Raw genomic sequence first — 24,885 nt, forward strand, 5'->3', positions numbered from 1 at the left:
TTTCCCCTGCTTCTGGCGCACAACTTCTCGGCGGCCCCACCAGTCACATAGGTGAGTGACCGTCCGCACCGGAAGAGGAGCCCCATGAACGTCCGTCATGTCCTGGCCGCCGCAGTCGCGACGGCAGCTCTGTCCGCCACCGCGGCGCCCGTCGCGTACGCCGCGGACGCTCCCGCCGAGCTGCCCTCCTGCAGCGACGTCGGGTCCGGGGGCAGCGGCTACGAGATGAAGCTGCTCGATTCGACCATGTCGGAAGCGACCGGACCCGTCGTCGCCGGCGGCGACTGGTACACCTACACCGTCACGGTGACCAGCACCTCGGCCGACGAGCTGAAGGACGTCGGCCGGTCCGTGGCCCTTGCCCGCCAGACGGAGAACGGCGAGGACCAGCCCGGCCCCTGGATGGACGTCGAGTACAAGTCGAAGGAGACCGGCCAGTGGGTCGCCCTTGAGGGGCACGGCGGCCCCCTGACGACCCTCGGCACACTGAAGCCGAAGGAGTCGGTGACACAGGAGGTGCGGATGCGGGCCGCCAAGGACACTCCTGAGGTGATCAACTTCATCGACTCGTACTTCTCGGCCTCCGTCGACGACGTCTACGTCGACCCCTCGACCGGTACGAAGACCCCCTGCCGCGGCTCGATGACCGCGATGGACAGCTTCGGGGTCAAGCAGGCCGGGACGACCCCGGAGCCGACCCGCACTCCCGGGCCGAAGCCCACGACGACCGCCAAGCCGACTGCCAAGCCGACCGCCGAGCCGACTGCGACAGCGACTCCGTCCGGCGGTCCTTCCGAGTCGGGGAAGCCGTCCGGCAAGCCCACCGCGACCCCGAGCACCGTGCCGACGGCCACCGGGTCGGCCTCCCCCGCCCCGCAGCTCGCGGGCAACGCGGGCGGTACGGGCGTCACCGGCGGCACGGCCAACCTCGCCTCGACCGGTACCTCCGGCGCCCTGCCGATCGTCGGCCTCGCAGGTGGCGCCGCGGTGCTGCTGGGCGCGGTCGCGGTGGTCGTCGTACGACGCAAGGGACGCGTGTAACAGCGGCGGCGGACCCCGTCCCCCGGGCGTACGTCCGCACGGCCCGCCCGGGATGCCGACCGGTCGGGCCGCTGGCAGGCTCGACGCATGCGCGTGGCACTTGCACAGACCGACTGCGTCCTCGGTGACGTCGAGGCGAACCTGGCGGCGGCCCGGGACCGGATCAGGCAGGCCGTCGCCCAGGGTGCCGAACTCGTCGTCTTCCCCGAGCTCAGCCTGCACGGCTACCACCTGGGCGCCCTCAAGCAGGACACCTCAGTGGAGGCCCGTGACCCGCGGCTGATGGAGCTGAGCACGCTCGGCGCGGATGTCGTCGTCGGGTTCCACGAGTACACCTCCATGAGGGCGTACAACACCTCGGCGTACTACAGCGCGGGCACCCTGCTGCACGCCCACCGCAAGCTGTACCTCCCCAACTACCTGGCCTGGGAGGAGCGCAAGCACGTCAGCCCCGGCCAGTCGCTGAAGGCGTACGACCTGCCCGGCGGGCGGGGCCGGGCGGCCACGCTCATCTGCAACGACGCCTGGCAGCCGGTGCTGCCGTGGATCGCCGTGCAGGACGGCGCGGAAGTCGTCGTCGTCCCCGCGAACAGCGCGGCCTCCCTCGACCCCGAGGCGATGGACACCGGCCTGTACTGGGACAGCCTGCTGTCGTACACGGCCCGCATGCTCCAGTGCTGGGTGGTCTTCGTGAACCGCGTCGGCAGCGAGAACGGGGCGTCCTTCTGGGGCGGCTCCCGCGTCGTCGACCCGCGCGGCATGGTCGTCGCCCAGGCCCCCAAGTGGGAGACCTCACTGGTCACCGCGGACATCTCGGTGCACGAGGCGCGCCGCCAGCGCCGTGCGGTGCCGCTCGTCGCGGAGGCCAGGCTGAGCCTGGTGTCGCGCGAGGTCGGCCGTCTGATCGACGAGGGCGGCGACAGCTGAGCCACGGGATCGGCGACGAGCGGCACGGCCGGGCGCGGTATACCAGAAGGGTGAGCCCGACCGAGGAGATACGTTGACCGACACTGCCGCCTTCCCGGGCGCCGACCAGGCGTTTTCCGCGCTGTACGGAACGGGCGACGACGATCTCGACCTCGGCGCCTCGCTGCTCGCCGCCGCCCCCTGGGCGGACGCGGGACGTGAAGTGCTGCGCCGGGGCGAGGAGTTCGTGCGCCGCGCCTGGGACCGGGGCTGGCAGCCGGCCGACGTCGCCCGCCTCGTCCGCCGCGACCTCAAAGAGGTGCACATACGCCTCCTCGCCGACCTGGTGGCCGCCGAGCACAGGCGGCATGCGCCCGCGCACGCGTACGTGCCGCCGCGCTGGCAGGAGCAGCTGCGGGAACTGGGCGTCCAGGACGGTCCTGTCCGGTGGCAGAGCGACGAGCTGTACGCCGACGCGCTCGCCCGCCGCGAGAAGACCGACCGCTTCTCCCTGGCCACCGCCGTACTGGAACTGCTGCGGCTGCTGATCCGGCTCCCCACGATCGAGCCCGTCGGGCCGGCACCGGGCGCCTCCCCCCTCGTACAGCAGCTGCAGGCCGCACCCGGCGAGCCGCGCATGCTGACCCGGATCCGCGCCCTGCTCGCCAAGGCGGAGGCCACGGACTACCCGGAGGAGGCCGAGGCGCTCACCGGGAAGGCGCAGGAGCTGATGGCCCGGCACAGCATCGACGACGCCGTCCTCGCGGCTCGGGGACACGGGCACTCCGCTGACGGGCCCGGCGCCTGCCGCATCGGCGTCGACGCACCGTACGAGACGGCGAAGGCGATCCTGCTCGACGCGGTCGCGACGGCGAACCGCTGCCGGTCCGTGTGGAACAGCGAGTTCGGGTTCTCCACGGTCGTCGGCTTCGAGGCCGACCTGGAGGCCGTCGAGCTGCTCCACACCTCGCTGCTCGTCCAGGGGACGGCCGCGATGACCCGTGCCGAGGCCGCCCAGCGGGCCGGCGGCCGCAAGCGCACCAAGTCCTTCCGGCAGTCGTTCCTGACGGCGTACGCGAGCAGGCTCGGCACCCGGCTGGCGGAGGCCACCGAGCACGTCGTGGCGGAGGCCGGGGCCGAGGGGGCGGGCGCGCTGCTGCCCGTGCTGGCGGCGCGGGACGTGGCGGTGACGGACCGGGCGGAGCAGATGTTCCCGCGCACCACGTCCACGCGCGTGCGTGGCGTGAACGACCTGGCGGGCTGGGAGCACGGGACGGCGGCGGCGGACCGGGCCTCGGTGCACGGGGCGCAGCGGTCGCGGGATCGGATCACCCGTTGACCCTGGCCCGCCTCAGACGTTGGTGACCCGGGCCCGCCTCATCCGTTGAGGAACTCCGCACACCGGTAGGGGCCCAGTGCGCCGCCCTCGGTCGGGTTCAGGGTGACCTCGACGTCGTCGGTCCGCACCTTCGGTTCGAGTACGGACTGGGCGCGGGCCAGCGTGCACACCAGTTGGCCCGTGCCCAGGTCACGGCCGGTCGCCGGGTAAAGACCCTCGATGCGGACCGTGACGCGGGCACCCGACCCGGTCGCCGTGTAGCCGCCGAGCTGGACGAGCGAGGTGAGCCCGTCGCGCCTGTCGGCGTCCGACGGCGGCTGGGCGAGCATCTTCAGCGCCGAGTTGAGGTCCCTGATCTCCTGGTCGAGCAGGGGCACCCCGCGCAGTCCGCCGGGGGACGCGTAGTACAGCCGGATGCCGCGGGTCAGCCCGGTCGCGGGCTCGCCCGCGTCTATCACCCCGGTCGGCTGGACGCCGCAGCCGGTGAGGGCGACGCCCAGCGCGGCCACCACGGCCCCCGGCCGGCTCTTCCGACGGACCTTCAACTCTTGTCCTCTCCGGTACGCCGCAGAGGCAGCCGCAGCGTGAACACCGCGCCGCCGTGCGGACCGTCGGCGGCGTCGATCGTGCCGCCGTGCAGCCGTGCGTTCTCCAGGGCGATCGCCGTGCCGAGGCCGCTGCCCCGGCCACTGTCGTCGTCGGCGTCGCGCGTACGGGCCTCGTCCGCCTTGTAGAACCGGTCGAAGACCCGCTCCCTGGCCCCCGGCGGCAGCCCCGGGCCGTGGTCGGCGACGACGAGAGTCGCCTCTTCCCCCTCCACCGCGAGGGTCACGGTGACCGGCGGGGCGCCGTGCCGCAGCGCGTTGCCCACCAGGTTCGCGACGATCACGTCGATGCGGCGCCGGTCGACCACCGCGCGCACGCCCTCATAGAGGTGCGTGTCGACCTGCTCCGTCCAGCCGCGCAGGGCCAGCGAAGCCCGCACGGTGTCGGCGAGGTCGGCCTCCGCCGCGTTCAGCCGTACCGCCTTCGCGTCGAAGCGGGAGATCTCCATCAAGTCCTCGACCAGCCGCGCCAACCGTGCCGTTTCCGCGCCGACGGTACGGGCCGCCCGCGCCGCGTCCGGCGGCAGCTGGTCGGCGTCCTCCTCCAGCACCGTCGCCACCATCGTCATCGCCGCGAGGGGCGTGCGCAGTTCGTGCGACACGTCCGCGACGAAGCGGCGCGCCTTCGCCTCCTGCTCGCGCAGCTCCGCGTCGGATCCCTGGAGCGCGTCGGCGGTCTCGTTGAACGTCCGCGCCAGATCGGCGAGTTCGTCGTGCCCGGTCACCGCGACCCGGCTGCCGAGGTCGCCCGCGGCCAGTTCCCGGGTGGCCCGGCCCAGCTTCCGTACCGGGCGCAGCACCGTTCCCGCGGCCAGCAGCGCCAGTACGGCGGCCAGCAGCACCACCGGCACGACGCCCGTCCGTACGGAGTCCAGCAGGGCGGCCGTGTCGTCGCGCTCGGCCCGCAGATCGGTGATCGCGAACACCTCCAGACCGGAGGTGCGGCGGTCCCCGTCGGCGTACGTCACGGGCGTACCGACGACCAGATAGGGCTCGCCCCGCCACGTGACCCGCTGGAACTTGGTCTCCGTCACGGTGGAGGCCCGCAGCGCACTGCTGATCCGCTCCCCCGTGTCCGCGAGGGAGTCCGACGACGCCGACAGGTCCTGGTAGCGGGCGACCACGATGTTCCCGCCGAGGCCGTCCGACACCTTCGCCGCGAACCGGGCCAGGGACAGCTGGTCCGGCGGTACGTCGAAATCGGCGGCGACGGCGCTGACCCGCTCGCGGAGGTCGTTCACGGCGGCGTTCTGGGTGCGCTGGAGCACGGCGGTGCGGGCGTCCCGGTAGGCGAGCGCGGTCGCGGTCACCGCGCTGATCAGGGCGACGACGACGAAGGCGACGACGAGCCGGGTGCGCAGCCCGCCGATGAGCCGCCGCGAGCGCCTCTTTGAGGCGGTGGCACCGAACGAGCGCCTCTTTGAGGCGGCGGCGCCCTCGCTGCCGGTCGCGCTGTCGGACGTGTTGCTGGTCGTGCTGCCCGTCGTGCTGTCGTTCGTGCGGCTCACAGCGGCCCGAATCGGTAGCCGAAGCCCCGCACCGTCTGCACGTACCGCGGCTTCGCCGGTACGTCCTCCAGCTTGGCCCGCAGTCTGCCGACCGCCGCGTCCACGATCCGGGAGTCGCCCAGGAAGGTGTGGTCCCAGACGGATTCGAGGAGCTGCTCACGGCTGAAGACCCGGCAGGGGGAGGCCGACAGCTCCAGGAGCAGCCGCAGTTCGGTGGGCGGCAGCGGCACCGGTGTGCCGTTCTTGGTGACGGTCAGCCCCGCGCGGTCGATCACCAGGCCGCCGGGATCGCCGCCAGGGCCGCCGTCCGCAGCCGCGCCGGGGCCCTGCCGCAGGGACGGTTCAGCGCGCCGCAGCGCGGCCCGGATGCGGGCCTCCAGGACGGGCGCGGTGACCGGCTTGACCACGTAGTCGTCGGCGCCCGCCTCAAGGCCCGTCACGATGTCCCAGTCGTCGCCGCGCGCGGTCAGCATGATGACCGGCAGGGTCGCCGAGCGGGCGCGGATGCGGCGGCACACCTCGAAGCCGTCCAGGCCGGGCAGCATCAGGTCGAGCACGGCCAGCTCGACCTTGTCGCCGCCGGGTCCTGCCAGCAGGGCGAGTGCCTCCTCGCCGGTGGCGGCCGTGTCGACGTCGTACCCGTGCCGGCGCAGCACGAGCTCCATTCCGTCCCGTACGGACGCGTCGTCCTCGATGAGCAGTACGTGCGGCATGCGGTCGATTATGGGCACCACGGCCGCTGGTGCGGCGCCCGGACAGGGGCCGATGTCGCAGGCCGGGGCATTGTTACGTTCTCATCATGTGGCCATGGAGAGGCCATCATGCGGCCCGGTGAAGGTCGGGGCATGAGCCCGCAGACGACCTCCCGAGCCACTCCCCGCGCCACCTTCCGCGCCGCTTCCCGAGCCACCGCCCGGCTGCGCCTGACCGCACTCGTCGCCGCCCCCGTCCTCGCCCTCACCGCGGCCTGCGGCGGTGCCGACAGTGCGGGCGCGGCGAAGAAGGACGACGCGATCGCCGACGTACCGAAGGCGCCGGCCGCGAGCACCGCGCAGAGCGACAGCAGCCCCAGCGCCAAGCCCAAGGGCAAGAGCGCCTTCTACGACGCCCAGATGAAGTTCGTCCAGTGCATGCGCGCCAAGGGCGGCTACAAGGAGTTCCCCGACCCCAAGCTCAGTGGATACCTCGACTGGGCGAAGGTCAACGAACTCGGTTCCCAGCCAGGCCGCAACCAGGGCATCAAGGCGGGCAAGAACAACGTCTGCTTCCCCGAGCTGCAGGTCGTCATGGACACCGAGCCCAAGCGCGACCAGCAGAAGTCCTACGAGTCGATGCTCGCGCACGCCAAGTGCATGCGGGACAACGGCATCTCGAAGTTCACCAACCCGACGATGTCCGGCGGCAACGCGATCCCCGGCGGCGACCCGAGCCCGGGTTCCCCGGCCATCGACCAGGAGTCCCCGAAGTACAAGCAGGCCCGCGAGGCGTGCAAGTCGAAGCTGCTCGACGGTCTGGACGGCATGCAGTGAAGCGCCGCACCGCCTTCCTCGCGCTCGGCGCGGTGACCGCCGCAGCCGTCGTCACCGGGGGAGCCCTCTTCCTCGGCGACGGCGGTGACGCGGGCGCCCCGGCCAAGGGCGGTGATCTGCCGCCCGCCACCGCAACCGTCGTACGCACCGACCTCGTGCAGTCCAAGACCGTCGACGGCACGCTCGACTTCGCGCAGCGCCGCCCGGTCAAGGCGGTCGTCGAGGGCACCGTGACGGTGGCCGCTGCGGTGGGGAGGACGGTGCGGACGGGACAGGCGCTGTACGAGCTGGACGACAAGCCGGTCACCCTCCTCTACGGGCCCGTCCCGATGTTCCGCCAGATGAAGACGGGCGACCGGGGCAGCGACGTACTCCAACTGGAGCGCAATCTCCGCGACTTGGGGTACGGCTCGAAGCTCTACGTCGACACGCGGTACGACAAGGACACCGAGGACGCCGTCAAGCGGTGGCAGAAGTCGCTGAACAGGGAGACCACGGGGAAGGTCGGCATGGGCGACGTCGTCTTCCAGCGCGGCCAGGTCAAGGTGGTCTCCGCGGACGCGGCGCTCGCCGACCGGGTCGGCCCGGACAAGACGGTCCTGACGGTCGCCTCCACCAAGCCCGTCGTACGGGCGAACCTGGAGCAGAGCGACGGCGCGCTCACCTCAAGAGGCACCCGGGTCGAGGTCACCCTCCCCAGCGGGAAGACCGCGGCCGGCCGGGTCGACGGGACGGTGCGCCCCGAGGAGTCCCGGTCGGGGAGCGCTCCGGACGCCCAGGACGGCATCACCGTCGAGGTCGTCCTGGACGGCGGTGCGGGCGCCGTGTCGGGTGAGGACGCCAAGGTGTCGGCGAGCGTGAAGTTCGTCAGCGAGGCCCGCAAGGGAGTCCTCGCGGTCCCCGTCGAGGCGGTCGTCGCGCTGCGCGGCGAGAACGGCGGCTACGGACTCCAGGTTGTCCGGGGCACCACATCAAAGATGGTGCGGGTGGAGACGGGCATGACCGCCGACGGACAGATCGAAGTCAGCGGCCCGGACGTGCGCGAGGGCATGAAGGTCGGGGTGGCGAAGTCATGACGCGGCCCTCGGACACTGCTCCTGCGGGCGCTTCGGCGGGCGGCCCGGCGGGCGACCCAGCGACTGCTCCCGCGAGCGCTTCGGCGGCCGGTCCCGCGTACGCCCCGGCGGCCGGTCCAGTGCGCGCGCCTATGGCCGGTCCAGTGCCCGCTCCTGTGGTCGAACTGCGGGACGCCACCAAGTCGTACCCCGGTGGCGTCCACGCCCTGCGGGGAGTGAACCTCACGGTCGAGGAGGGCGAACTCCTCGCCGTCGTCGGCCCGTCCGGGTCGGGCAAGTCCACGATGCTGCACGTCATGGGCACCCTCGACAAGCCGACCTCGGGCACCGTCCGGGTCGCCGGGTACGACGTGTCCGCGCTCTCCGACTCCCGGCTCTCCGCACTGCGCGCCCGCCACATCGGCTTCGTGTTCCAGCACTTCCACCTGGCGGCGGGCCGCGACGCGGTCGACAACGTCGCCGACGGGCTGCTGTACGCGGGCGTCTCTTTGAGGGAGCGGCGTGCCCGGGCCCGGGAGGCGCTCGCCAAGGTGCGCCTGGACCACCGCTACTCGCACACGCCGAACGAGCTGTCCGGCGGCGAGAAGCAGCGCGTGGCCATCGCCCGCGCGCTGGTCGGCGACCCCCGGCTGCTGCTGGCGGACGAGCCGACCGGGGCGCTGGACACCGCGTCCGGGGAGATCGTCATGGAGCTGCTGCACGAGCTGAACGCGTCCGGCACCACCGTCTGCGTCATCACCCACGACCACGAGATCGCGGACTCGCTGCCGCGGCGGGTCCGGTTCAGGGACGGCGAGATCGTCTCGGACGTCCGGACGGTCCCCCTCGCGGGACGTGTCTCGGACGTCCGGACGGACTCCCGCACCGAGGGGGCCGCCTCGTGAAGAGCGACCTCAAGCCGTCCCGGCTCTCGCCGCGCGACGTCCTGCGGGTCGGCGCGGTCGGCCTGCGCGCTCGCCGCGCGCGCGTGGTGCTCTCGGCGCTCGGCATCGCCATCGGCATCGCGACGATGGTCGCGGTCGTCGGCCTCTCCGAATCCAGCCGAGCCGACCTGATGGCCCAGCTCGACCGCCTCGGTACGAACCTCCTCACCGCGGAGGCGGGCGAGACCCCCGACAAGAAGCCGGTCGAGTTCCCCAAGAGCGCGGTCGCGATGGTCGAGCGCATCGGCCCGGTGCAGCACGCCACGGCCACCGGTTACGTCGACACCCGCATCCGGCGCAGCGACGTGGTCCCCGAGGAGCGCACCGCGGGCGTCACCACCCAGGCCGCCAGGACGGACCTGCTGGACGCGCTCGGCGGCAGGGTCGCCGAGGGCGTCTGGCTGAACCGGGCCAACGAGCGGCTCCCGGTGACCGTCCTCGGCGCGCTGGCCGCCGACCGCCTGGGCATCGCCGGCACCGGCGAGACGATCATGATGAACGACACGCGCGTGGTCGTCGTCGGCATCCTCGAACCGATCGAGCTGGTCCCCGCCCTGGACCGGGTGGCGCTGGTCGGATTCCCTGCCGCCGAGCGCCACTTCGGCTTCAACGGCCGCCCGACCACCATCTTCGAGCGGTCCACGGACGCCTCGGTGGAGGAGGTACGGGCCGTCCTGGCGCGCACCATCAACCCCGGCAGGGAGGGCGGTGTGAAGGTCTCCCGGCCCTCGGACGCACTGGCAGCCAAGGCCGCGACCGACGAGGGCCTGACGACCCTGATGCTGGGTCTTGGCGCGGTGGCGCTGCTGGTGGGCGGGGTGGGCGTTGCCAACACCATGGTCATCTCCGTCCTGGAGCGCCGCCAGGAGATCGGCCTGCGCCGTTCGCTGGGCGCGACCAGGGGAGCGATCCGGCTCCAGTTCCTGACGGAGTCGCTGCTGCTCTCGGTGCTGGGAGGGGCGACGGGGGCGCTGCTGGGGGCGGCGGCGACGTACGGCTTCGCACGGGTGCAGGGGTGGACGGCGGTGGTCCCGCCGTGGTCCCTGGCGGGGGGCCTGGGCGCCACTGTCCTGATCGGCGCACTCGCCGGCCTCTACCCGGCCGTCCGAGCCTCCCGCCTCCACCCGACGGCGGCCTTGAACGCTACGTGAACCCCTTCGCTCGTTCCCCCCGCCTCCTTGGGCAGCGGGGCCGCCCCCCGGGGGCGGAACGGGTGGGCAAGGGGGCGGCCCTCACGCGGAGCGCACCCTTGCCCGACCGCACACGCGCGCCCCCGCCCCGTCCGCACCTCGCCCTACTTGCCCCACTCTGTCCCCTCCCTCCTCCCAGCCATTAATGTCATCCCCATGAGCTGGCTCAAATCCCTGAAGGACACCGCCCGCTCCGGGCTGACGGTCGAGCGTCAGCGACTCGATCCCCTGGTCGCGGTCCGGGCCGCCGTCGGCCTCGCCCTCGTCGTCGGCGCCGCCCTGTACCTCTTCGGCCCCGCCGTCGCCGCCAGCTCCGCCTTCGGCGCCTTCCAGGCCGCCCTGGCGACCTTTCAGCGCAGTTGGCGCACCCGGCCCGTCCTCGCCCTCGCCTCGGGCGCGAGCCTCGCCGTGACGACCTTCGTCGGGTACCTGACCGGTGCTCACCCGGTGCTGTTCATCAGCCTGCTGGCCCTGTGGACGTTCCTGGCGGGCATGGCGTGGGCGGTCGGCCCCACCGCAGGCATGATCGCCAGCTCGAACGTGGCGATCATGCTGGTGACCGTCACCCTCCCGACCTCCGTGGCGGCCGCCGCGGGCCACGCGGGGATGATCATGTTCGGCGGGGTCGTCCAGGCGGCGCTGATCGTGCTCTTCCCGGTACGCCGCTGGGGCGCCCAGCGCGACGCCCTCGCCGACGCCCTCGCGGCCGAGGCCGACTACGCGCGACGGCTGCGGCACGACCCCGTCGCCCCGTTCGACCCCGAGCCCCTGATGACCGCCCGCCACGCCGCCGCGATCACACCCCGGCAGGCCCGCCGCCGCCCCGCCGAACTGCACGGCACCCGCGGGCTGGCGGAACGCATCCGCCCCGTCCTCGCCTCCCTCGCCGACCCGGCCCTCGGCGTCCCCGCCGAGGGCGAGGAGCGCGCCCGGGTCCGCGAGCTGCTTGCCGCCGCCGGGTCCACCCTCGACGCCGCCGCCCGCGCCGTCCGCAAGGGCGAGCCCGTCACCATGTCCCCGGCCGCCCGAGCGGTGCTCGCCGTCCCCAAGGAGGGCGCCGTCCTCACCGGCCCGGCTCGCCGCGCCGAGTCCCGGCTGATCACCCTGCTGCGTGACGTGATCGAGACCGCCCAGGGCAGCGGCACCACCAACTCCCGGCGCACGGGCCCCGACCGCAGCCCCAGGAGCGACCCCGGCCGCGGCCCCGACCGCGGCCCCGAATCCGTCCGCAGCCTCAAAGAGGAGACCGCCCACCGCACCGCCACCCGGCTCGCCCGCAACGCCGCCCGCCGCGTCGCCCGCCGCCCCGAGCACCGCGCCGACCCCGACGACCACCTGCACCGGCCCACCGTCCTGGAGCTGGTCCCGGTGGCCCTGCGCCTGATGCGCGGCGAACTGCGCCGCGACTCCCCGGTGCTGCGGCACGCCGTGCGCGTCTCCGCGGTCAGCGCCACCGGGTACGCCGTTGCCTCGTTGCTCCCGCTCGGCCACAGCTACTGGGCGCCCATGGCCGCCGTCATGATCATGCGGCCCGACTTCTCGCAGACGTACTCCCGCGCCGTCGCCCGCTTCGGCGGCACCCTGCTCGGCGTCGCCCTCGCCACCGGGCTCGTCCAGCTCACCCACCCGGACACCCGGCTGTCGGCGGGGCTCGCCGTCGGGTGCGCGTTCCTGATGTTCCTGCTGCTGCGCACCGGTTACGCCGTCACGCAGGTCTTCGTCGCCGCGTACGTCGTCTTCCTGCTCGGCATGGGCGGCCTCCAGTGGACCCAGACCGTCCCCGAGCGCGTCGTGCTGACCCTGGCGGGCGGACTCCTCGCGATGCTCGCGTACGCCGTCTACCCGGCCTGGGAGACCCCGCGCCTGCGCACCCGCCTCGCCGACTGGCTGATCGCCGACGGCCGTTACGCCTCCGCGGTCCTCCAGCGGTACGCCGACCCCGCCGGCGCACCGCGCGAGGCCGTACGGGAGACCCTGCTCGGCACCCGCGAGGCGCGGGTCGCCTGGAAGGACGCCCTGGAGCGGGCCGCCAACGAACCGGTACGGCACCGCGGCCTGTCCCGCGCCGCCGCCGCGGACGCCCCGGACGCCCTCGCCCAGCTCGCCCGCGTCGCCATGCTGATGGAGGCGCACCTCCCGGCCCGCGACACCACGCCCGTCCCGGCCGCCGCCACCCTCGCGGACGCGCTGCACCGCGACGTCACCGACGCGGCCCGCGCCGTACGCGAGCGCCGCGCCCCGAAATGGGACACCTTCCGCGCCGCCCTGGACGCCTGGGACGCCGAGGACACCACCGGCGACGACAAGGTCGTACGCAAGGGGGCCGGGCTCCTCCTCGAAGCGCTGGACGAACTCACCGAAGCCCTGGCGGGCGAAGGGCCGCGCCCCAAGGGAAACGCGGCCGCCGTCACCTCATAGAGGAGGCGGTCCCGACAAGGCCCCTGACAAGGACCTCTGCAAAGACCCCGACGAGGACCCGGCAAAGACCCCGACAAGGCCCCCCGACAGGGGCCCGTGTCAGTACTACGGCAGCTTCGGCATCGTCGGCAGGCCCGTCGGCATCCCCGAAGGCACCGCGTCCGACGGCGCCTTGGAGAACTTGTCCTCGATGCCGCTGCCCTCCCACTTCACGGTGAGGGTCCTGCCGTCCGCTCCGGGGGTCACGTTGCCCTTGGTGCGGTCGGTGTTGCCGTTCGCGCACTTGAGGTCCAGGAGGATCTTCCCGGTGCGGACCGCGCGCCCCGTGCACAGGTGCTCGCCCGCGATGCCCGCCATGTCGTCCTGGACGGTCAGGACGACGAGCTTGCCGTTGGTGGTCGCCGTCCAGGAGCCCTTGATGTCGGCGTTCCCCGCGTCCCCGGAGGGCGCTTCGGGGGTCTCGCCGCCACCGGTGCCGGATCCGGCCGGCGGCTTGGCGCTGGGGCTCTTCGCGTCGCCGCCGTTGCCACCGCTGTCGCTGCTGCATCCGGTCAGCAGAAGGGCCGCCGCGAGCGCGGCCGCTCCGGCGCCGGTACGAATGTGACTGTGCACTCCAGACTCCCCATGTGCTGTTGCCAGTAGATCAATTGGCAGGTGGAAGGAACGCGTCAAGCTACCAGGGCGTCTACTGAAGAAATCCGTGCGGAGGGGGTGCCTTTAGGGCCATCCGGTTCTGTAGTCAAGAGGCAACCCCGCGTGCACGTGCATCTGCCCATGCATCAGCAGGTGAACGAAGCTATGATCCGGGTCAGTTGACACCAGTACTTCCGGGAGCGACCTGTGCACCACGCATACAACGGCATGGCTGCCACAGAGCTCCACGGGGTGGTCTGGCAGAAGAGCAGGCACAGCAATTCGCAGGGCTCCTGTGTGGAGTTCGCGAAACTGCCCGGCGGCAACGTTGCCGTACGGAACTCGCGGCACCCCGAGGGGCCCGCGCTCGTCTACACGCCTGCGGAGATCGAGGCGATGCTGCTCGGCGTCAAGGACGGTGAGTTCGACCACCTGACGGCAGGCAGCTGACGTACGGGGCGGGGGCCGGGCACGCGCAGGAGAATCACGCGGGAGGCCTACCGCGAGGTCCGGTGGGAAAGGGGGAGCGCTACTGCTCGCCCTGCAGCCGGAACAGCGCCCACACGACCTTGCCGTGCAGCGTCCCCGCCAGCGGGTGCCATCCCCAGCTGTCGCTGAAGGAGTCCACCAGGAAGAGCCCGCGCCCGGACTCCGCCGAGAAGTCGTCGCTCTCGCGCGCCGCCGGGCCGTCGTGACTGGGATCGCGCACGGCGCACACCAGCCGCGAGCTCCAGCGCATCAGATGCAGCCGCACCGGCGGGTCGTTCTCGCGCGGGGTGTCGGCGGGCAGGGCGTGCCGCAGGGCGTTGGTGACGAGCTCGGAGACCACCAGGGCCACGTCGTCGAATCTGCTCTCCAGGTCCCACTGGCACAGCGTGCTGCGGGTGAACTTCCGCGCCCCTCCGACCGCTTCGTACCGTGCGGGCAGCGCACAGGACGCCGAGGTGGACACCGACGAGGGGTCGATGGGGGGCAGGCCCTGCCGTAACGGCACGAGCATGGTCGATCCATTCATCCCCATGCGAGGCGCTCCCGGGTTCGCGGTCGTGGCGATACGGCGGTGATGCAGCAGCTCTACGGCGGCGGTGCAACAGCGAATGCAGCGGCGATGCAGCAGTAGTCATACGTGCGCGCGGACCAAGGTTCCCGAATGCGTACGGCAGATGCAAGGGCAGATGCACGTGCACGCGCCTGACTTGGCCAACAGCGTGCCGTTTCTTGCTCATTTCTTCCTTCGACCACTTTCGCGGGCCTGCCATTTCCGTAACCGAATGCGTACGGGCTGAAGCGTTTTGGTGGCAGACTTCGGCTTCTCGGGACCCTGGGGGAGGGCCTCGCGCACAGATGAACGAGTGGGAGGGCCGGAGAAGTGACCGCAGGCGAGTCGAGCGGATCAGTGGTGCGCCGCATCCTGCTGGGCTCCCAGCTCAGGCGGCTCCGCGAGTCCCGCGGCATCACCCGCGAGGCGGCCGGCTACTCGATCCGTGCATCCGAATCGAAGATCAGCCGCATGGAGTTGGGACGGGTGAGCTTCAAGGCCAGGGACGTAGAGGACCTGCTCACGCTCTACGGCGTCACGGACGGGTCGGAGCGCGAGTCGCTCCTCGCGCTCGCCAGGGAGGCCAATCTCGCGGGCTGGTGGCACAGCTTCGGGGACGTACTGCCCGGCTGGTTCCAGACGTACGTCGGCCTGGAGGGTGCGGCGTCACTGATCCGGATCTACGAAGTCCAGTTCGTTCACGGCCTGTTGCAGACCGAGGCGTACGCACAGGCGGTCGTCGCGCGCGGCATCCCGCACGCCACCGCCGCCGAGGTGGACCGCCGGGTGGCGCTGCGGCTGGAGCGGCAGAAGATCCTCGTCTCCGAGCGCGCCCCGCACTTCCATGCCGTGCTCGACGAAGCGGCCCTGCGCCGCCCCTACGGCGACCGGGACGTCATGCGGGGGCAGTTGCAGCACCTGATCGACATTTCCGAGCGGTCCAACGTCACGCTCCAGGTGATGCCGTTCAACTTCGGCGGCCACGCGGGCGAGAGCGGCGCCTTCACCCTGCTCCGCTTCCCCGAGTCCGACCTCTCCGACCTCGTCTACCTGGAGCAGCTCACCAGCGCGCTCTACCTGGACAAACGCGAAGAGGTCGGCCAGTACGAGCGCGTCATGGACCGCCTCCAGGAGGACTGCCCGAGCCCCTCCGCCACCCGGGACGTCCTGCGTGGACTCCTTCAACTGATCTGATCCATATGTACGTTGACGGAACCTCATACTCCCCAGGAGCATCACACTCCGCAGGGAGACCGTGGCAACAGCAGTGGCAGCAGTAAGGGATCGAATGTCCTTCTTCACCGACCTGGCGCACCAGTACATCGATGGCGAGTGGCGGACCGGCAGCGGTTCGTGGGACATCATCGACTTCAATCCGTACAACGGGGAGAAGCTCGCCGCGATCACCGTCGCGTCGGTCTCCGAGGTCGACGACGCCTACCGCGCCGCCGAACGCGCCCAGCGCGACTGGGCCGCTGTGAACGCGTACAGCCGCCGCGACGTCGTGGACCGGGTGCTGCGTCTCGTCGAGGAGCGCGAGGCGGAGATCGTCGCCGCGATCACCGAAGAGGTCGGCGGTACGCACGTGAAGGCGACGTACGAAGTGCGCCTTGCCATGGAATTCCTGCGCGAGGCAACGCAGTTGGCCACCCTCCCGGAGGGCCGCATCCTTGCCTCTCCGGTCCCCGGCAAGGAGAACCGCGTCCACCGGCTCCCGGTCGGCGTCGTCGGCGTCATCAGCCCCTTCAACTTCCCCTTCCTCACCGGCATCAAGGCCGCCGCCCCCGCGCTCGCCCTCGGCAACGCCGTCGTGATCAAACCGAACCAGAACACCCCCGTCGTCGGCGGCGGGCTCATCGCCCACCTCTTTGAGGACGCGGGGCTGCCCGCCGGACTCCTCAACGTCCTCGTCACCGACATAGCCGAGATCGGCGACGCGCTCCTGGAGCACCCCGTCCCCAAGGTGATCTCCTTCACCGGCTCCGACCGCACCGGCCGGCACGTCGCCGCCGTCGCCGGGGCCCGTTTCAAGCGCACGATCCTCTCCCTCAGCGGCAACAGCGCCCTGGTGGTCCTGGACGACGCGGACCTCGACTACGCGGCGTCTGCGGCCGTCTTCAGCCGCTTCGTCTCCCAGGGCCAGGTCTGCATGGCCGCCAACCGGATCCTCGTCGACCGGTCCGTCGAGGAGGAGTTCACGGAGAAGTTCGTGGCGAAGGTACGGGCGCTGCGCACCGGCGACCCCGCCGACCCCGACACCCAGCTCGGCCCGGTCATCAACACCTTCCACGCCGACGCCCTGTCCGGCCTGGTCGAGCAGGCCCTCTCCGAGGGCGCGACCGCTCTCGTACGGGGCGCTACGCGGGGCAACCTGGTCGAACCGACCGTCCTGGCCGGGCTGCCCGACGGCTCGCCCATCCTGGAGCAGGAGATCTTCGGCCCCGTCGCCCTCCTCCTGCCCTTCGACGGCGAGGACGAGGCGGTACGCATCACCAACGACAGCCCGTACGGCCTGAGCGGCGCCGTCATGACCGGCAACGTGGAGCGCGGCGTCCGCTTCGCCCAGCGCATCGAGACCGGCATGATCCACATCAACGACTCGACCATCCAGGACGACCCGCTCGTCGCCTTCGGCGGCGAGAAGGCGTCCGGCATCGGCAGAATGAACGGCGAGTCGACGGTCGACGTCTTCACCACCCAGAAGTGGATCTCGGTGCAGCACGGCCGCTCGGAATTCCCCTTCTAGCGTCCGCGGTTCAGGACAGAAACTGTCCGCAAGCCGCCCTAACGTAGTGCTTGTTCCGAGCGAGTCCCCTCCTCGAACCCCACCGAAGGGCGGCCATCATGGTCCTGCACGTCAGCGCCGACAACTGCACCGACGAGGTCAGCACCCTCCTCGCCTTCCTGGACGAGCAGCGCGCCGGCATCCGCAACGCGCTGCGCGGCCTCACCGACGAGCAGGCGGCGACCACGCCGAGCGCCAGCGAGCTGTCCCTCTCCGGCCTGCTCAAGCACGTCACCGAGGTCGAGCAGAACTGGCTGGCCATGGCCGGCTGCGACATCGAGCCCGTCCAGCGCTCCGAGGCCGACTGGGACGAGAGCTTCCGGCTGGTCCCGGAGAAGGGCGAGACGGTCGCGTCGAAGCTCGCCGAGTGGGCCGAAGTGGCCCGCAGGGGCGCGGAGTTCAGCCGCGCCGCCGACCTCGACTCCAAATTCTCGCTGCCCGAGGCCCCCTGGTTCCCCAAGGAGGACGTCTCGCTGCGCTGGGTGCTGCTGCGCCTGATCACCGAGATGGGCCGGCACGCGGGACACGCGGACATCGTCCGCGAGTCCCTGGACGGCAAGAATTCGTACGAACTGGGTGAGTAGCAGAGGCGGGTGGCGGCGACGGGTGGCAGTGGAGGTGGCAGCGGCGCCCGAAGCCGCTCCTACGGGTCGAGGAGCGCGTCCCGCAGGTCCGCGGCCCGCCGCAGCTCGTCCCGTACGGGCTCCCGCTCGGCGGCGGTGAGCGTCGCCGCCTCCACGCGGTCCAGCAGCCCCGCCGCCTCTTGAGGCTGCCCCGTCCGCTGCGCCACGTCCGCGCGCAGCACCAGCAGCTGTACGAGCTGCGCGGGCGTCGGCACCTCGTCCGTCACGGCCAGCGCCCGGTCCAGCACCTTCGCGGCGCCCACCAGATCCTCCTTGGAGTCCACGAACAGCGCCGCATGGTGGAGCGCCCGTGCGAAGGTCTCCGCGGGCGCCTTCCGCATGTGCTGGTCCTCGCTGATCTCCTGCCCGACCCGGAGCGTGTTCCCGCCGGGATCGGTCATCAGGAACTGCCGCATCCCGTAGCTCATGTCCTTGAGCGGCCCGATGCGCGGCAGCCCCCGCGCGGGGATCTTCCCGTACGCCTCTTTGAGGCGCTTGCGGAAGTCGGCGAACAGGGTGTCCACGTCGTCGGTGAGGACGTAGATCCCCGAATAGGACTGGGTGGGGTCGTACGCCTTCATCGTGAAGAACTGGAGCTCGATGTCGCCGCGCTGCACGGCCGCGTACGGGTACGGGCTCTTCTGGAGGTACGTCGTCTCGAAGCCCAGTGCGGTGTAGAAGTCGACCACCGGCTGGATCGTCTGGCAGGGGAGCAGGGGAATTGTCTTCTCGGCCATGCCCCCCACTCTAGTCAAGCTTGATTAGAGGAGTCCATGGAAATACCGACGGTCCGGATCGTGGGGGAGGAGGGGAGGGAAACCGGCGGGCGGACTTGCACCTCACGTGACGTGAGGCTCCAGGCTGGACCACGTACCGAAGAGAACCCCACCTCATAGAGAGGGCAGCGGACAGCCATGAGCCACCCCGTGGGAAAGGTCGCGGAGCTCGCCGGAGTCACCGTGCGCACCCTGCACCACTACGACACGATCGGCCTGCTCTCCCCGAGCGGGCGCAGCCACGCGGGCCACCGTCGCTACAGCGACCTCGACCTCGACCGGCTGCAGCAGATCCTGTTCTACCGGGAGCTCGGCTTCCCTCTCGACCAGGTGGCGGCCCTCCTGGACGACCCGGACACGGACCCGCGGGAACACCTGCGGCGCCAGCACGCGCTGCTGACGGACCGGATCACCAGGCTCCAGGACATGGCCGCCGCCGTCGAAACCGCCATGGAGGCACGGAAGATGGGCATCAACCTCACGCCCGAGGAGAAGTTCGAGGTCTTCGGGGACTTCGATCCCGACCAGTACGCCGAGGAGGTCCAGCAGCGCTGGGGCGACACCGAGGCGTACCGCGAGTCGCAGCGCAACGCGGCCACGTACACCAAGGAGGACTGGAAGCGGCTCACCGAGGGCTTCGACGCCATCCACCGCCGGATGGCCGACCTGCTCACCACGGGGGTCGCCGCCGACTCGGAGCAGGCCATGGACGTGGCCGAGGAGCACCGCCGGTTCATCTCCGGCAACCACTACGAGTGCGGCTACGAGATGCACACGAGCCTCGGGGACATGTACGTCGCGGACGAGCGGTTCACCGCCACGTACGAGGCGATCAGGACCGGCCTCGCCGTCTACATGCGCGACGCCATCCTGGCCAACGCGCTGCGGCACGTCTGAGCCGTACGGGGCGGGTCCGCTCGGACCCGCCCCGTACGGAACCACTCACTCCGCGCCGAGGGCGGCCCACGCCCTCCTCCGGCTCACTCCTTGCTGAGGACCACCGCGGTGCCGTAGGCACACACCTCGGTGCCGACGTCGGCGGCCTCCGTCACGTCGAAGCGGAACATCAGCACCGCGTTGGCGCCGCGCGCCCGCGCCTGCTCGATCAGGCGCTCCATGGCCTGGTTGCGGGTCTCCACCAGGGTCTTGGTGAGGCCGCGCAGCTCGCCGCCGACCAGTGACTTCAGGCCCGCGCCGATCTGACTGCCCAGGTGGCGCGACCGTACGGTCAGGCCGAATACCTCGCCGATGACCTGTTCCACCCGGTGACCGGGGACGTCATTGGTGGTGACGACCAGAATGTCCGACTTGCCAGTCTGGCCGCCGCCGTACTCCTCGATGCCCATGCGAACCCACCTCTTCCAGTCGACTTCTCTCCGGTTCCTACCGGAGAGCTTTGCGCCGGTCTGTGCAGAGTGCACCCTGGGAGAGCCGGGGGAACCCGGACGTGCATGCGCGCGTTGATACTTTTGGCCAGCCCACCGCAGACGATCCCCCTGGAGTCCGGAACCCGTGAATACGCTTGCGCTAGGACCGGCCTGGCTGGACCCGGACTATCTGCTGAACACGTTCGGCCTGTGGGGCCTGCTCGCCATCGTCTTCGCCGAGTCCGGCCTGCTGATCGGATTCTTCCTGCCCGGCGACTCCCTGCTGTTCACCGCGGGCCTGCTGGTCACCACCAACAAGCTGGACACCCCGCTGTGGCTGCTCTGCCTGCTGATCGTGCTGGCGGCGGTGATCGGCGACCAGGTCGGCTACCTCTTCGGCCGGAAGGTCGGCCCCGCGCTCTTCAGACGGCCGGACTCGAAGATCTTCAAGCAGGAGAACGTCCAGAAGGCGCACGAATTCTTCGAGAAGCACGGCCCGAAGGCGCTGATCCTGGCCCGTTTCGTGCCCATCGTGCGCACCTTCACGCCGATCATCGTCGGCGTCAGCAAGATGAACTACCGCACCTTCATCACGTACAACATCATCGGCGGCGTCCTGTGGGGCGCGGGCGTGACCCTGCTCGGCGCGGCCCTCGGCAACGTCGAGTTCGTGCACAAGAACATCGAGTACATCCTGATCGGCATCGTGCTGATCTCGGTGGTCCCGATCGTGATCGAGGTCCTGAAGGCCCGCAGCCAGTCCAAGAAGAACCCCCCGGCAGCCGTCCGGGCGGACGACTCCGGCACCCCCGGCTTCCCGCCGCAGCAGCCCCCGGCCCCGCCGCAGCGCGGCCGTCACGCCAAGCGCTGAGACCGACGCCCGCAGGGCGACAGCGCCACCGGCACCGCGAAGGGGCGCCCGGGATTTCGATCCCGGGCGCCCCTTTTCCGTACGTACAGCTGGAGTCGGCCCTAGAAGCCGCGCGTCCGCTTCGCCGCCCTGCGGCTGCCGCCGTCCCGGCCCCCCGGCATCCGCAGGAACAGCCGTGAGATCTCGCCGCCCAGATTCACGCCGATGGCGATCGCCAGCGCGATGGCGGCGGCCTTGGACAGCGACGCCAGACCCGTGTTCACGTCGTTCTGCGCGATGCCGAGGAGGCCGTAGTACGTCGCCGAACCCGGCAGCAGCGGCCCGATCGCCGCCGTCACGTACGGCAGTGCCGACGCGTACTGATAGCGCGAGAAGAGCTGGCCGAAGAGGCCGACCAGACCCGCCGCGACGGCCGTCGCCGCGACGGCCGAGATCTTGCCCGTCGTGTTCATCGCGCCGAAGACGATCCAGGCGACACCGCCGTTCAGCGCCACCATGATCACCGTGTTGCGCTCCTGCTGGAGCAGGATCGCGAAGGCGAAGCACAGCGCGATCGACGCCAGGATCTGGATCACCGGCCGGGACTGGACGTTCATGGTGGCGTCCGGGTGCAGGTTCGGGTTCAGCCCCGCCCCCGCGTACAGCACGATCAGCACGCCCAGCACGATCGCGATGAAGAAGTACATGACTTCGAGCAGCCGTGCCGACGCGGTGATGTAGTAGCCGGTCAGTCCGTCCTGCACGCCCGCGACCAGCGCCCGTCCGGGCAGCAGCGCGAAGAGCCCACCGGTGATCACGGCGGACGGCAGGATTCCGCTCACCACGTCCGCCGGTACGAAGGCGAGGCCGACGCCCATCGCGGCGGGCGGCATCGCCGCCGCCACGAACTGGTAGAACTCCGGCAGCCCGCGCCCCGCGCACAGCCAGGCCAGCCGGTCGCCCAGGATCGCCCCGATCGCCGCCGCGACGAACACGATGACCCCACCGCCGACCAGCACCGACGCCGATCCGGCGAGCAGCCCGCTGGCGCCGGACAGCGCCCAGCCCGGATACGGGTGCCGGTTCCGCCGGATCTCCGCGAGGCGCCGGTAGGCCTCCTCCAGGGTGACGTCGATGTCCTCGGCGGTGATGTCCGCGATCAGCCGGTAGACGCCCGCCAGCCGGGTGTAGTCGGTGCCCCGGCGCCGTACCGTCCGGCTGGCCGTCACCGGGTCGTCGATGAGCGAGGGCTGGTACGAGATCGACAGGAGGGTGAAGGTGACGGTCGGCTCGCACCGGTCGAGCCCGTACGCCCGGCACACCGCGAACATGGCCGCCTCGACGTCCTCGGCCCCCTCGCCGCCGGCCAGCAGCAGCTCGCCGATACGCAGCGTCAGGTCGAGCACGCGCGGTACGGCGGGCCCCGCGTCCTCCTCGTCGCCGTGCCGCTGCACGCTGTCCGGTACGGGCCGGTCGCCGACCGGCATGCGCAGCAGGGTGCGCATCCGGTCCTGCCAGGGGGCCTCCTTCGTCAGCCTGACGACGGGTATGCCCTGCGCCGGGGTGAACGCGGGAGGGGAGTGCCTGGCGCTGTACGTCCTGGGCGGGTCGAACCCGCTCCGCTTCTGGGCGGCGGTCTTGGGCGCGTCGAAGGCGGAACCTTCCTGCGCCTGCGAGGCCTCGGGCGTCAGCCCCTCCGGAAGGGCGAATTCCGAGGTCGGCTGGTCCTCCTCGGCGACCGGCATGGTCCGCAACCCCTGCGGAAGCGCGAATTCCGAGGTCACCGACTGGTCCTCGTCCAGGGTCACCACCGGGATGGCCTGGGTCGCCCCGATCCCGGAGGTGGTGCTGGACGCCGGGGCAGGCCTCGCGTCGGACGGCGCCGTGAACGCACTGTGCGCCTCGTCCGACTGCGGCTTGCGGTCCTCGGCCCCCTCGTCCCCGGTGCCGCTCCTGCCACCGTCCTTGCCGCCGCCCTGCGCCCCTGCCACCACTCGCCTCGCTCCCACCACTCCAGTCCTGTAAAACTTCCGCCTGCCCAGTATGTTCACGGATCCACGCCCCCCGCCCCGTGGACTGAGCCGCCTCCACCGCACCCATGCAAACGGGCGGCCACCCCCTCATAGAGGGTGTGCCGCCCGCCGCAGGGACTAACTAGCGCCGATGCGCAGTCAGTGCGCCCCGCCCTGCGCCTCAAGGCGCTTGTACGAGGCCTCGATCTCGGCCTCCGCCTCGGTGCGACCGACCCAGTCCGCACCCTCGACCGACTTGCCCGGCTCCAGGTCCTTGTAGACCTCGAAGAAGTGCTGGATCTCCAGGCGGTCGAACTCCGACACGTGGTGGATGTCGCGCAGGTGCTCCACCCGCGGGTCCGAAGCCGGGACGCACAGCAGCTTGTCGTCGCCGCCGGCCTCGTCCGTCATACGGAACATGCCGATGGCGCGGCACTTGATGACACAGCCGGGGAAGGTCGGCTCGTCGAGGATGACCAGCGCGTCCAGCGGGTCACCGTCCTCACCGAGGGTGTTCTCGACGAATCCGTAGTCCGCGGGGTAACTGGTCGAGGTGAAGAGTCGACGGTCCAGACGGATCCGACCGGTCTCGTGGTCCACCTCGTACTTGTTCCGCGAACCCTTCGGAATCTCGATGGTGACGTCGAACTCCACGGGTGGCTCCTCCATGATCAACACAGTCTTCAAGGGTGGTGCGTCCTCCCGGAGGAAACCGACCCCCCGGAGCCCCGGCCGAATGGACCGGATCTGCCCCGCGGGGTGCCGTGCTCGCGCAAGACGCAGTGATTAAGTGTCCCTCACGCAGACGTGTGATCGCGAAAGGGGCTGGTCCGCAGTGCCCAAGCTCAAAACCTGGCAGCTCACGGCGGGCTCCGCCGTTGCCGGACTGGCACTGGCTGCCGGTGCCGTGGCCGTGGCGGGGCCCTGGGACTCCGGTCAGCGTAAGGCCGAGCGGGACCTGGCGGCCGTCAAGGACCGTACGGGTGGCGCACATCACGCGGCACCGGCCCCGGACCCGGCCGAACCGGCCCCCGCACCGAGCGCCCGCGGTGTCCTGAGCGCGCTCGGGGCACCCGCCGCGCCGTCCGCGCAGCCCGACCGCCTCAAAGAGGTGCTGGCGCCGCTCCTGGACACCGCCGCCCTCGGTGCGCTCCGTACGGCATCGGTCGTGGACGCGGCCACCGGCAAGCAGCTGTACGGGCGCGGGGAGCGGGACGCGATGACGCCCGCCTCCACGGTCAAGATCGCCACGACGGTCGCGGCACTGTCGGCCCTCGGCCCCGACCACCGCATCGCCACCACGGTCCTGGCCGCCCCCGACAGCAAGCGGATCACCCTCAAGGGCGGCGGCGACCCGACCCTGGAGAAGGACGGCCTGCGCGCCCTGGCCGCCGACACCGCCCGCGCCCTGCGTGACAAGGGCGCGGACAAGGTCTCGCTCTCGTACGACACGACCCTCTACACGGGCTCCGAGGTCCACCCCATCGGCGCGGGCAACGAGAACCTCGCACGCGTCACCTCTTTGATGGTGAACGAGGGCCGCACCGACGGCACCCGCAGCGGCATCGGCAGCCGCACCCTCGACCCGGCGGGCGACGCGGCCCGCTCCTTCGCGGCGGAACTGCGCGCGCTGGGCGTGCAGGTGACCGGCGACCCGGCCTCCGGCAAGGCCCCCGCCGACGCGCAACCGGTCGCCAAGACGCTCTCCGCGCCCCTCTCGGCCCTCGTCGAGCGCACCCTCACCAACAGCGACAACGACATCGCCGAGGCACTTGCGCGGCAGACGGCGCTCGCGGCGGGCGAGGAAGCGAGCTTCGCGGGCGCGGGCAAGGCGGTGTACGACCGCCTCGCCGCGCTGGACCTGCCGGCGGACGGCCTCCTGGCCGGCGCGCACTTCGCCGACGGCAGCGGTCTCGACCGGGCCGACCGGGTCTCGGCGGGGCTGCTCACCGCCCTCCTCGCCCGGGCGGCGGATCCCGCGCACCCCGCTCTGCGCTCCGTCCTCACGGGGCTGCCGGTCGCGGGCTTCAGCGGCACGCTGCAGACGCGCTACGCGGGCCAGGCCGCCGGCACCGGTCTGGTCCGTGCCAAGACGGGCACGCTCACCGGCGTCAACACCCTGGCCGGAACGGTCGTCACCAAGGAAGGCCGCCTGCTGGCCTTCGCGTTCCTGGCGGGCGACACCCCGGCACCGGACCCGGCGCAGCAGGCACTGGACGCGATGGCGTCGGCACTGACGAGGTAGGACGGCGGTCCCGCGCCCGC

The 24,885-nt window shown here is 71.5% G+C and carries 24 protein-coding genes; 15 read left to right on the forward strand and 9 right to left on the reverse strand.

The window, feature by feature from the left end:
- Window positions 1-84 precede the first annotated feature (84 nt).
- The 3 genes from ACH4SP_RS15615 to ACH4SP_RS15625 all read left to right on the forward strand — a co-directional run bounded on the left by ACH4SP_RS15615 (window position 85) and on the right by ACH4SP_RS15625 (window position 3,286).
- Window positions 85-1,041 carry a hypothetical protein gene (locus ACH4SP_RS15615; protein ID WP_398414857.1) on the forward strand — a complete coding sequence of 319 codons (957 nt, stop codon included), beginning with the start codon at window positions 85-87 and terminating at the stop codon, window positions 1,039-1,041.
- Window positions 1,042-1,128: 87 nt separating this feature from the next.
- The gene (locus tag ACH4SP_RS15620; RefSeq protein ID WP_398414859.1) at window positions 1,129-1,968 is read left to right on the forward strand and encodes a nitrilase-related carbon-nitrogen hydrolase; all 840 of its coding nucleotides are present in this window, start codon (window positions 1,129-1,131) and stop codon (window positions 1,966-1,968) included.
- A gap of 73 nt (window positions 1,969-2,041) precedes the next feature.
- A complete protein-coding gene (locus ACH4SP_RS15625; RefSeq protein ID WP_398414861.1) occupies window positions 2,042-3,286 on the forward strand; it encodes a DUF2786 domain-containing protein in 1,245 nt (414 codons plus the stop codon).
- A 38-nt stretch (window positions 3,287-3,324) separates the two neighbouring features.
- On the opposite strand, the gene ACH4SP_RS15630 is transcribed toward ACH4SP_RS15625, so the two are convergent.
- From ACH4SP_RS15630 to ACH4SP_RS15640, 3 genes are all read right to left on the reverse strand, one after another.
- On the reverse strand, window positions 3,325-3,831 hold the full coding sequence (locus tag ACH4SP_RS15630; RefSeq protein WP_398414863.1) for a hypothetical protein: 507 nt from the start codon (window positions 3,829-3,831) through the stop codon (window positions 3,325-3,327).
- A complete protein-coding gene (locus tag ACH4SP_RS15635; protein ID WP_398415104.1) occupies window positions 3,828-5,261 on the reverse strand; it encodes an ATP-binding protein in 1,434 nt (477 codons plus the stop codon). The genes ACH4SP_RS15630 and ACH4SP_RS15635 overlap by 4 nt, the downstream gene beginning before the upstream one ends.
- A gap of 134 nt (window positions 5,262-5,395) precedes the next feature.
- The gene (locus ACH4SP_RS15640; RefSeq protein WP_398414866.1) at window positions 5,396-6,112 is read right to left on the reverse strand and encodes a response regulator transcription factor; all 717 of its coding nucleotides are present in this window, start codon (window positions 6,110-6,112) and stop codon (window positions 5,396-5,398) included.
- Between the two features lie 132 nt (window positions 6,113-6,244).
- Here ACH4SP_RS15640 and ACH4SP_RS15645 point away from each other — a divergent pair, with 132 nt between their 5' ends.
- The 5 genes from ACH4SP_RS15645 to ACH4SP_RS15665 all read left to right on the forward strand — a co-directional run bounded on the left by ACH4SP_RS15645 (window position 6,245) and on the right by ACH4SP_RS15665 (window position 12,535).
- Window positions 6,245-6,928 carry a hypothetical protein gene (locus ACH4SP_RS15645; protein ID WP_398414868.1) on the forward strand — a complete coding sequence of 228 codons (684 nt, stop codon included), beginning with the start codon at window positions 6,245-6,247 and terminating at the stop codon, window positions 6,926-6,928.
- Window positions 6,925-8,004 carry a peptidoglycan-binding protein gene (locus ACH4SP_RS15650; RefSeq protein ID WP_398414869.1) on the forward strand — a complete coding sequence of 360 codons (1,080 nt, stop codon included), beginning with the start codon at window positions 6,925-6,927 and terminating at the stop codon, window positions 8,002-8,004. The genes ACH4SP_RS15645 and ACH4SP_RS15650 overlap by 4 nt, the downstream gene beginning before the upstream one ends.
- Before the next feature lie 131 nt (window positions 8,005-8,135).
- Window positions 8,136-8,888: an ABC transporter ATP-binding protein gene (locus tag ACH4SP_RS15655; RefSeq protein WP_398414871.1), complete on the forward strand. Its 753-nt coding sequence runs from the start codon at window positions 8,136-8,138 to the stop codon at window positions 8,886-8,888.
- Window positions 8,885-10,078, forward strand: a complete 1,194-nt coding sequence (locus ACH4SP_RS15660; RefSeq protein WP_398414873.1) for an ABC transporter permease — start codon at window positions 8,885-8,887, stop codon at window positions 10,076-10,078. The genes ACH4SP_RS15655 and ACH4SP_RS15660 overlap by 4 nt, the downstream gene beginning before the upstream one ends.
- 195 nt (window positions 10,079-10,273) lie before the next feature.
- On the forward strand, window positions 10,274-12,535 hold the full coding sequence (locus ACH4SP_RS15665; RefSeq protein WP_398414875.1) for an FUSC family protein: 2,262 nt from the start codon (window positions 10,274-10,276) through the stop codon (window positions 12,533-12,535).
- Between the two features lie 105 nt (window positions 12,536-12,640).
- Here the strand turns inward: ACH4SP_RS15665 and ACH4SP_RS15670 are convergent, their stop codons facing one another.
- The gene (locus ACH4SP_RS15670; protein ID WP_398414877.1) at window positions 12,641-13,147 is read right to left on the reverse strand and encodes a hypothetical protein; all 507 of its coding nucleotides are present in this window, start codon (window positions 13,145-13,147) and stop codon (window positions 12,641-12,643) included.
- A 228-nt stretch (window positions 13,148-13,375) separates the two neighbouring features.
- Between ACH4SP_RS15670 and ACH4SP_RS15675 the strand changes: the two genes are divergently transcribed.
- Window positions 13,376-13,618: a DUF397 domain-containing protein gene (locus ACH4SP_RS15675; RefSeq protein ID WP_398414879.1), complete on the forward strand. Its 243-nt coding sequence runs from the start codon at window positions 13,376-13,378 to the stop codon at window positions 13,616-13,618.
- A gap of 79 nt (window positions 13,619-13,697) precedes the next feature.
- Here the strand turns inward: ACH4SP_RS15675 and ACH4SP_RS15680 are convergent, their stop codons facing one another.
- Window positions 13,698-14,189, reverse strand: a complete 492-nt coding sequence (locus ACH4SP_RS15680) for an ATP-binding protein (RefSeq protein ID WP_362420382.1) — start codon at window positions 14,187-14,189, stop codon at window positions 13,698-13,700.
- A 348-nt stretch (window positions 14,190-14,537) separates the two neighbouring features.
- Between ACH4SP_RS15680 and ACH4SP_RS15685 the strand changes: the two genes are divergently transcribed.
- From ACH4SP_RS15685 to ACH4SP_RS15695, 3 genes are all read left to right on the forward strand, one after another.
- Window positions 14,538-15,401, forward strand: coding sequence for a helix-turn-helix domain-containing protein (locus ACH4SP_RS15685; RefSeq protein ID WP_398414881.1), 864 nt, complete (start codon window positions 14,538-14,540; stop codon window positions 15,399-15,401).
- Between the two features lie 94 nt (window positions 15,402-15,495).
- Complete coding sequence (locus ACH4SP_RS15690) at window positions 15,496-16,953, forward strand: aldehyde dehydrogenase family protein (protein WP_398414883.1); 1,458 nt, start codon at window positions 15,496-15,498, stop codon at window positions 16,951-16,953.
- Window positions 16,954-17,051: 98 nt separating this feature from the next.
- A complete protein-coding gene (locus ACH4SP_RS15695) occupies window positions 17,052-17,576 on the forward strand; it encodes a DinB family protein (protein WP_398414885.1) in 525 nt (174 codons plus the stop codon).
- Between the two features lie 59 nt (window positions 17,577-17,635).
- On the opposite strand, the gene ACH4SP_RS15700 is transcribed toward ACH4SP_RS15695, so the two are convergent.
- Window positions 17,636-18,352 (reverse strand): bleomycin resistance protein, encoded by a 717-nt coding sequence (locus tag ACH4SP_RS15700; RefSeq protein WP_398414887.1) that lies wholly within the window; start codon window positions 18,350-18,352, stop codon window positions 17,636-17,638.
- A gap of 177 nt (window positions 18,353-18,529) precedes the next feature.
- Between ACH4SP_RS15700 and ACH4SP_RS15705 the strand changes: the two genes are divergently transcribed.
- Window positions 18,530-19,288, forward strand: a complete 759-nt coding sequence (locus tag ACH4SP_RS15705; RefSeq protein ID WP_398414888.1) for a MerR family transcriptional regulator — start codon at window positions 18,530-18,532, stop codon at window positions 19,286-19,288.
- 83 nt (window positions 19,289-19,371) lie between these two features.
- Here ACH4SP_RS15705 and ACH4SP_RS15710 read toward each other — a convergent pair whose 3' ends face one another.
- On the reverse strand, window positions 19,372-19,737 hold the full coding sequence (locus ACH4SP_RS15710) for a YbjQ family protein (RefSeq protein WP_398414891.1): 366 nt from the start codon (window positions 19,735-19,737) through the stop codon (window positions 19,372-19,374).
- Between the two features lie 166 nt (window positions 19,738-19,903).
- On the opposite strand from ACH4SP_RS15710, the gene ACH4SP_RS15715 reads away from it, so the two are divergent.
- Complete coding sequence (locus ACH4SP_RS15715) at window positions 19,904-20,629, forward strand: DedA family protein (RefSeq protein ID WP_398414892.1); 726 nt, start codon at window positions 19,904-19,906, stop codon at window positions 20,627-20,629.
- Window positions 20,630-20,730: 101 nt separating this feature from the next.
- Here the strand turns inward: ACH4SP_RS15715 and ACH4SP_RS15720 are convergent, their stop codons facing one another.
- Complete coding sequence (locus ACH4SP_RS15720) at window positions 20,731-22,353, reverse strand: threonine/serine exporter ThrE family protein (RefSeq protein WP_398415106.1); 1,623 nt, start codon at window positions 22,351-22,353, stop codon at window positions 20,731-20,733.
- A 426-nt stretch (window positions 22,354-22,779) separates the two neighbouring features.
- Complete coding sequence (locus tag ACH4SP_RS15725) at window positions 22,780-23,274, reverse strand: inorganic diphosphatase (protein WP_185034151.1); 495 nt, start codon at window positions 23,272-23,274, stop codon at window positions 22,780-22,782.
- Between the two features lie 181 nt (window positions 23,275-23,455).
- On the opposite strand from ACH4SP_RS15725, the gene dacB reads away from it, so the two are divergent.
- Window positions 23,456-24,865, forward strand: coding sequence for a D-alanyl-D-alanine carboxypeptidase/D-alanyl-D-alanine-endopeptidase (gene dacB / locus ACH4SP_RS15730; RefSeq protein ID WP_398414894.1), 1,410 nt, complete (start codon window positions 23,456-23,458; stop codon window positions 24,863-24,865).
- Window positions 24,866-24,885: the final 20 nt, after the last annotated feature.

It is taken from the genome of Streptomyces sp. NPDC021093 (genome assembly GCF_044333135.1).
In the GTDB taxonomy this organism is placed as follows: domain Bacteria; phylum Actinomycetota; class Actinomycetes; order Streptomycetales; family Streptomycetaceae; genus Streptomyces.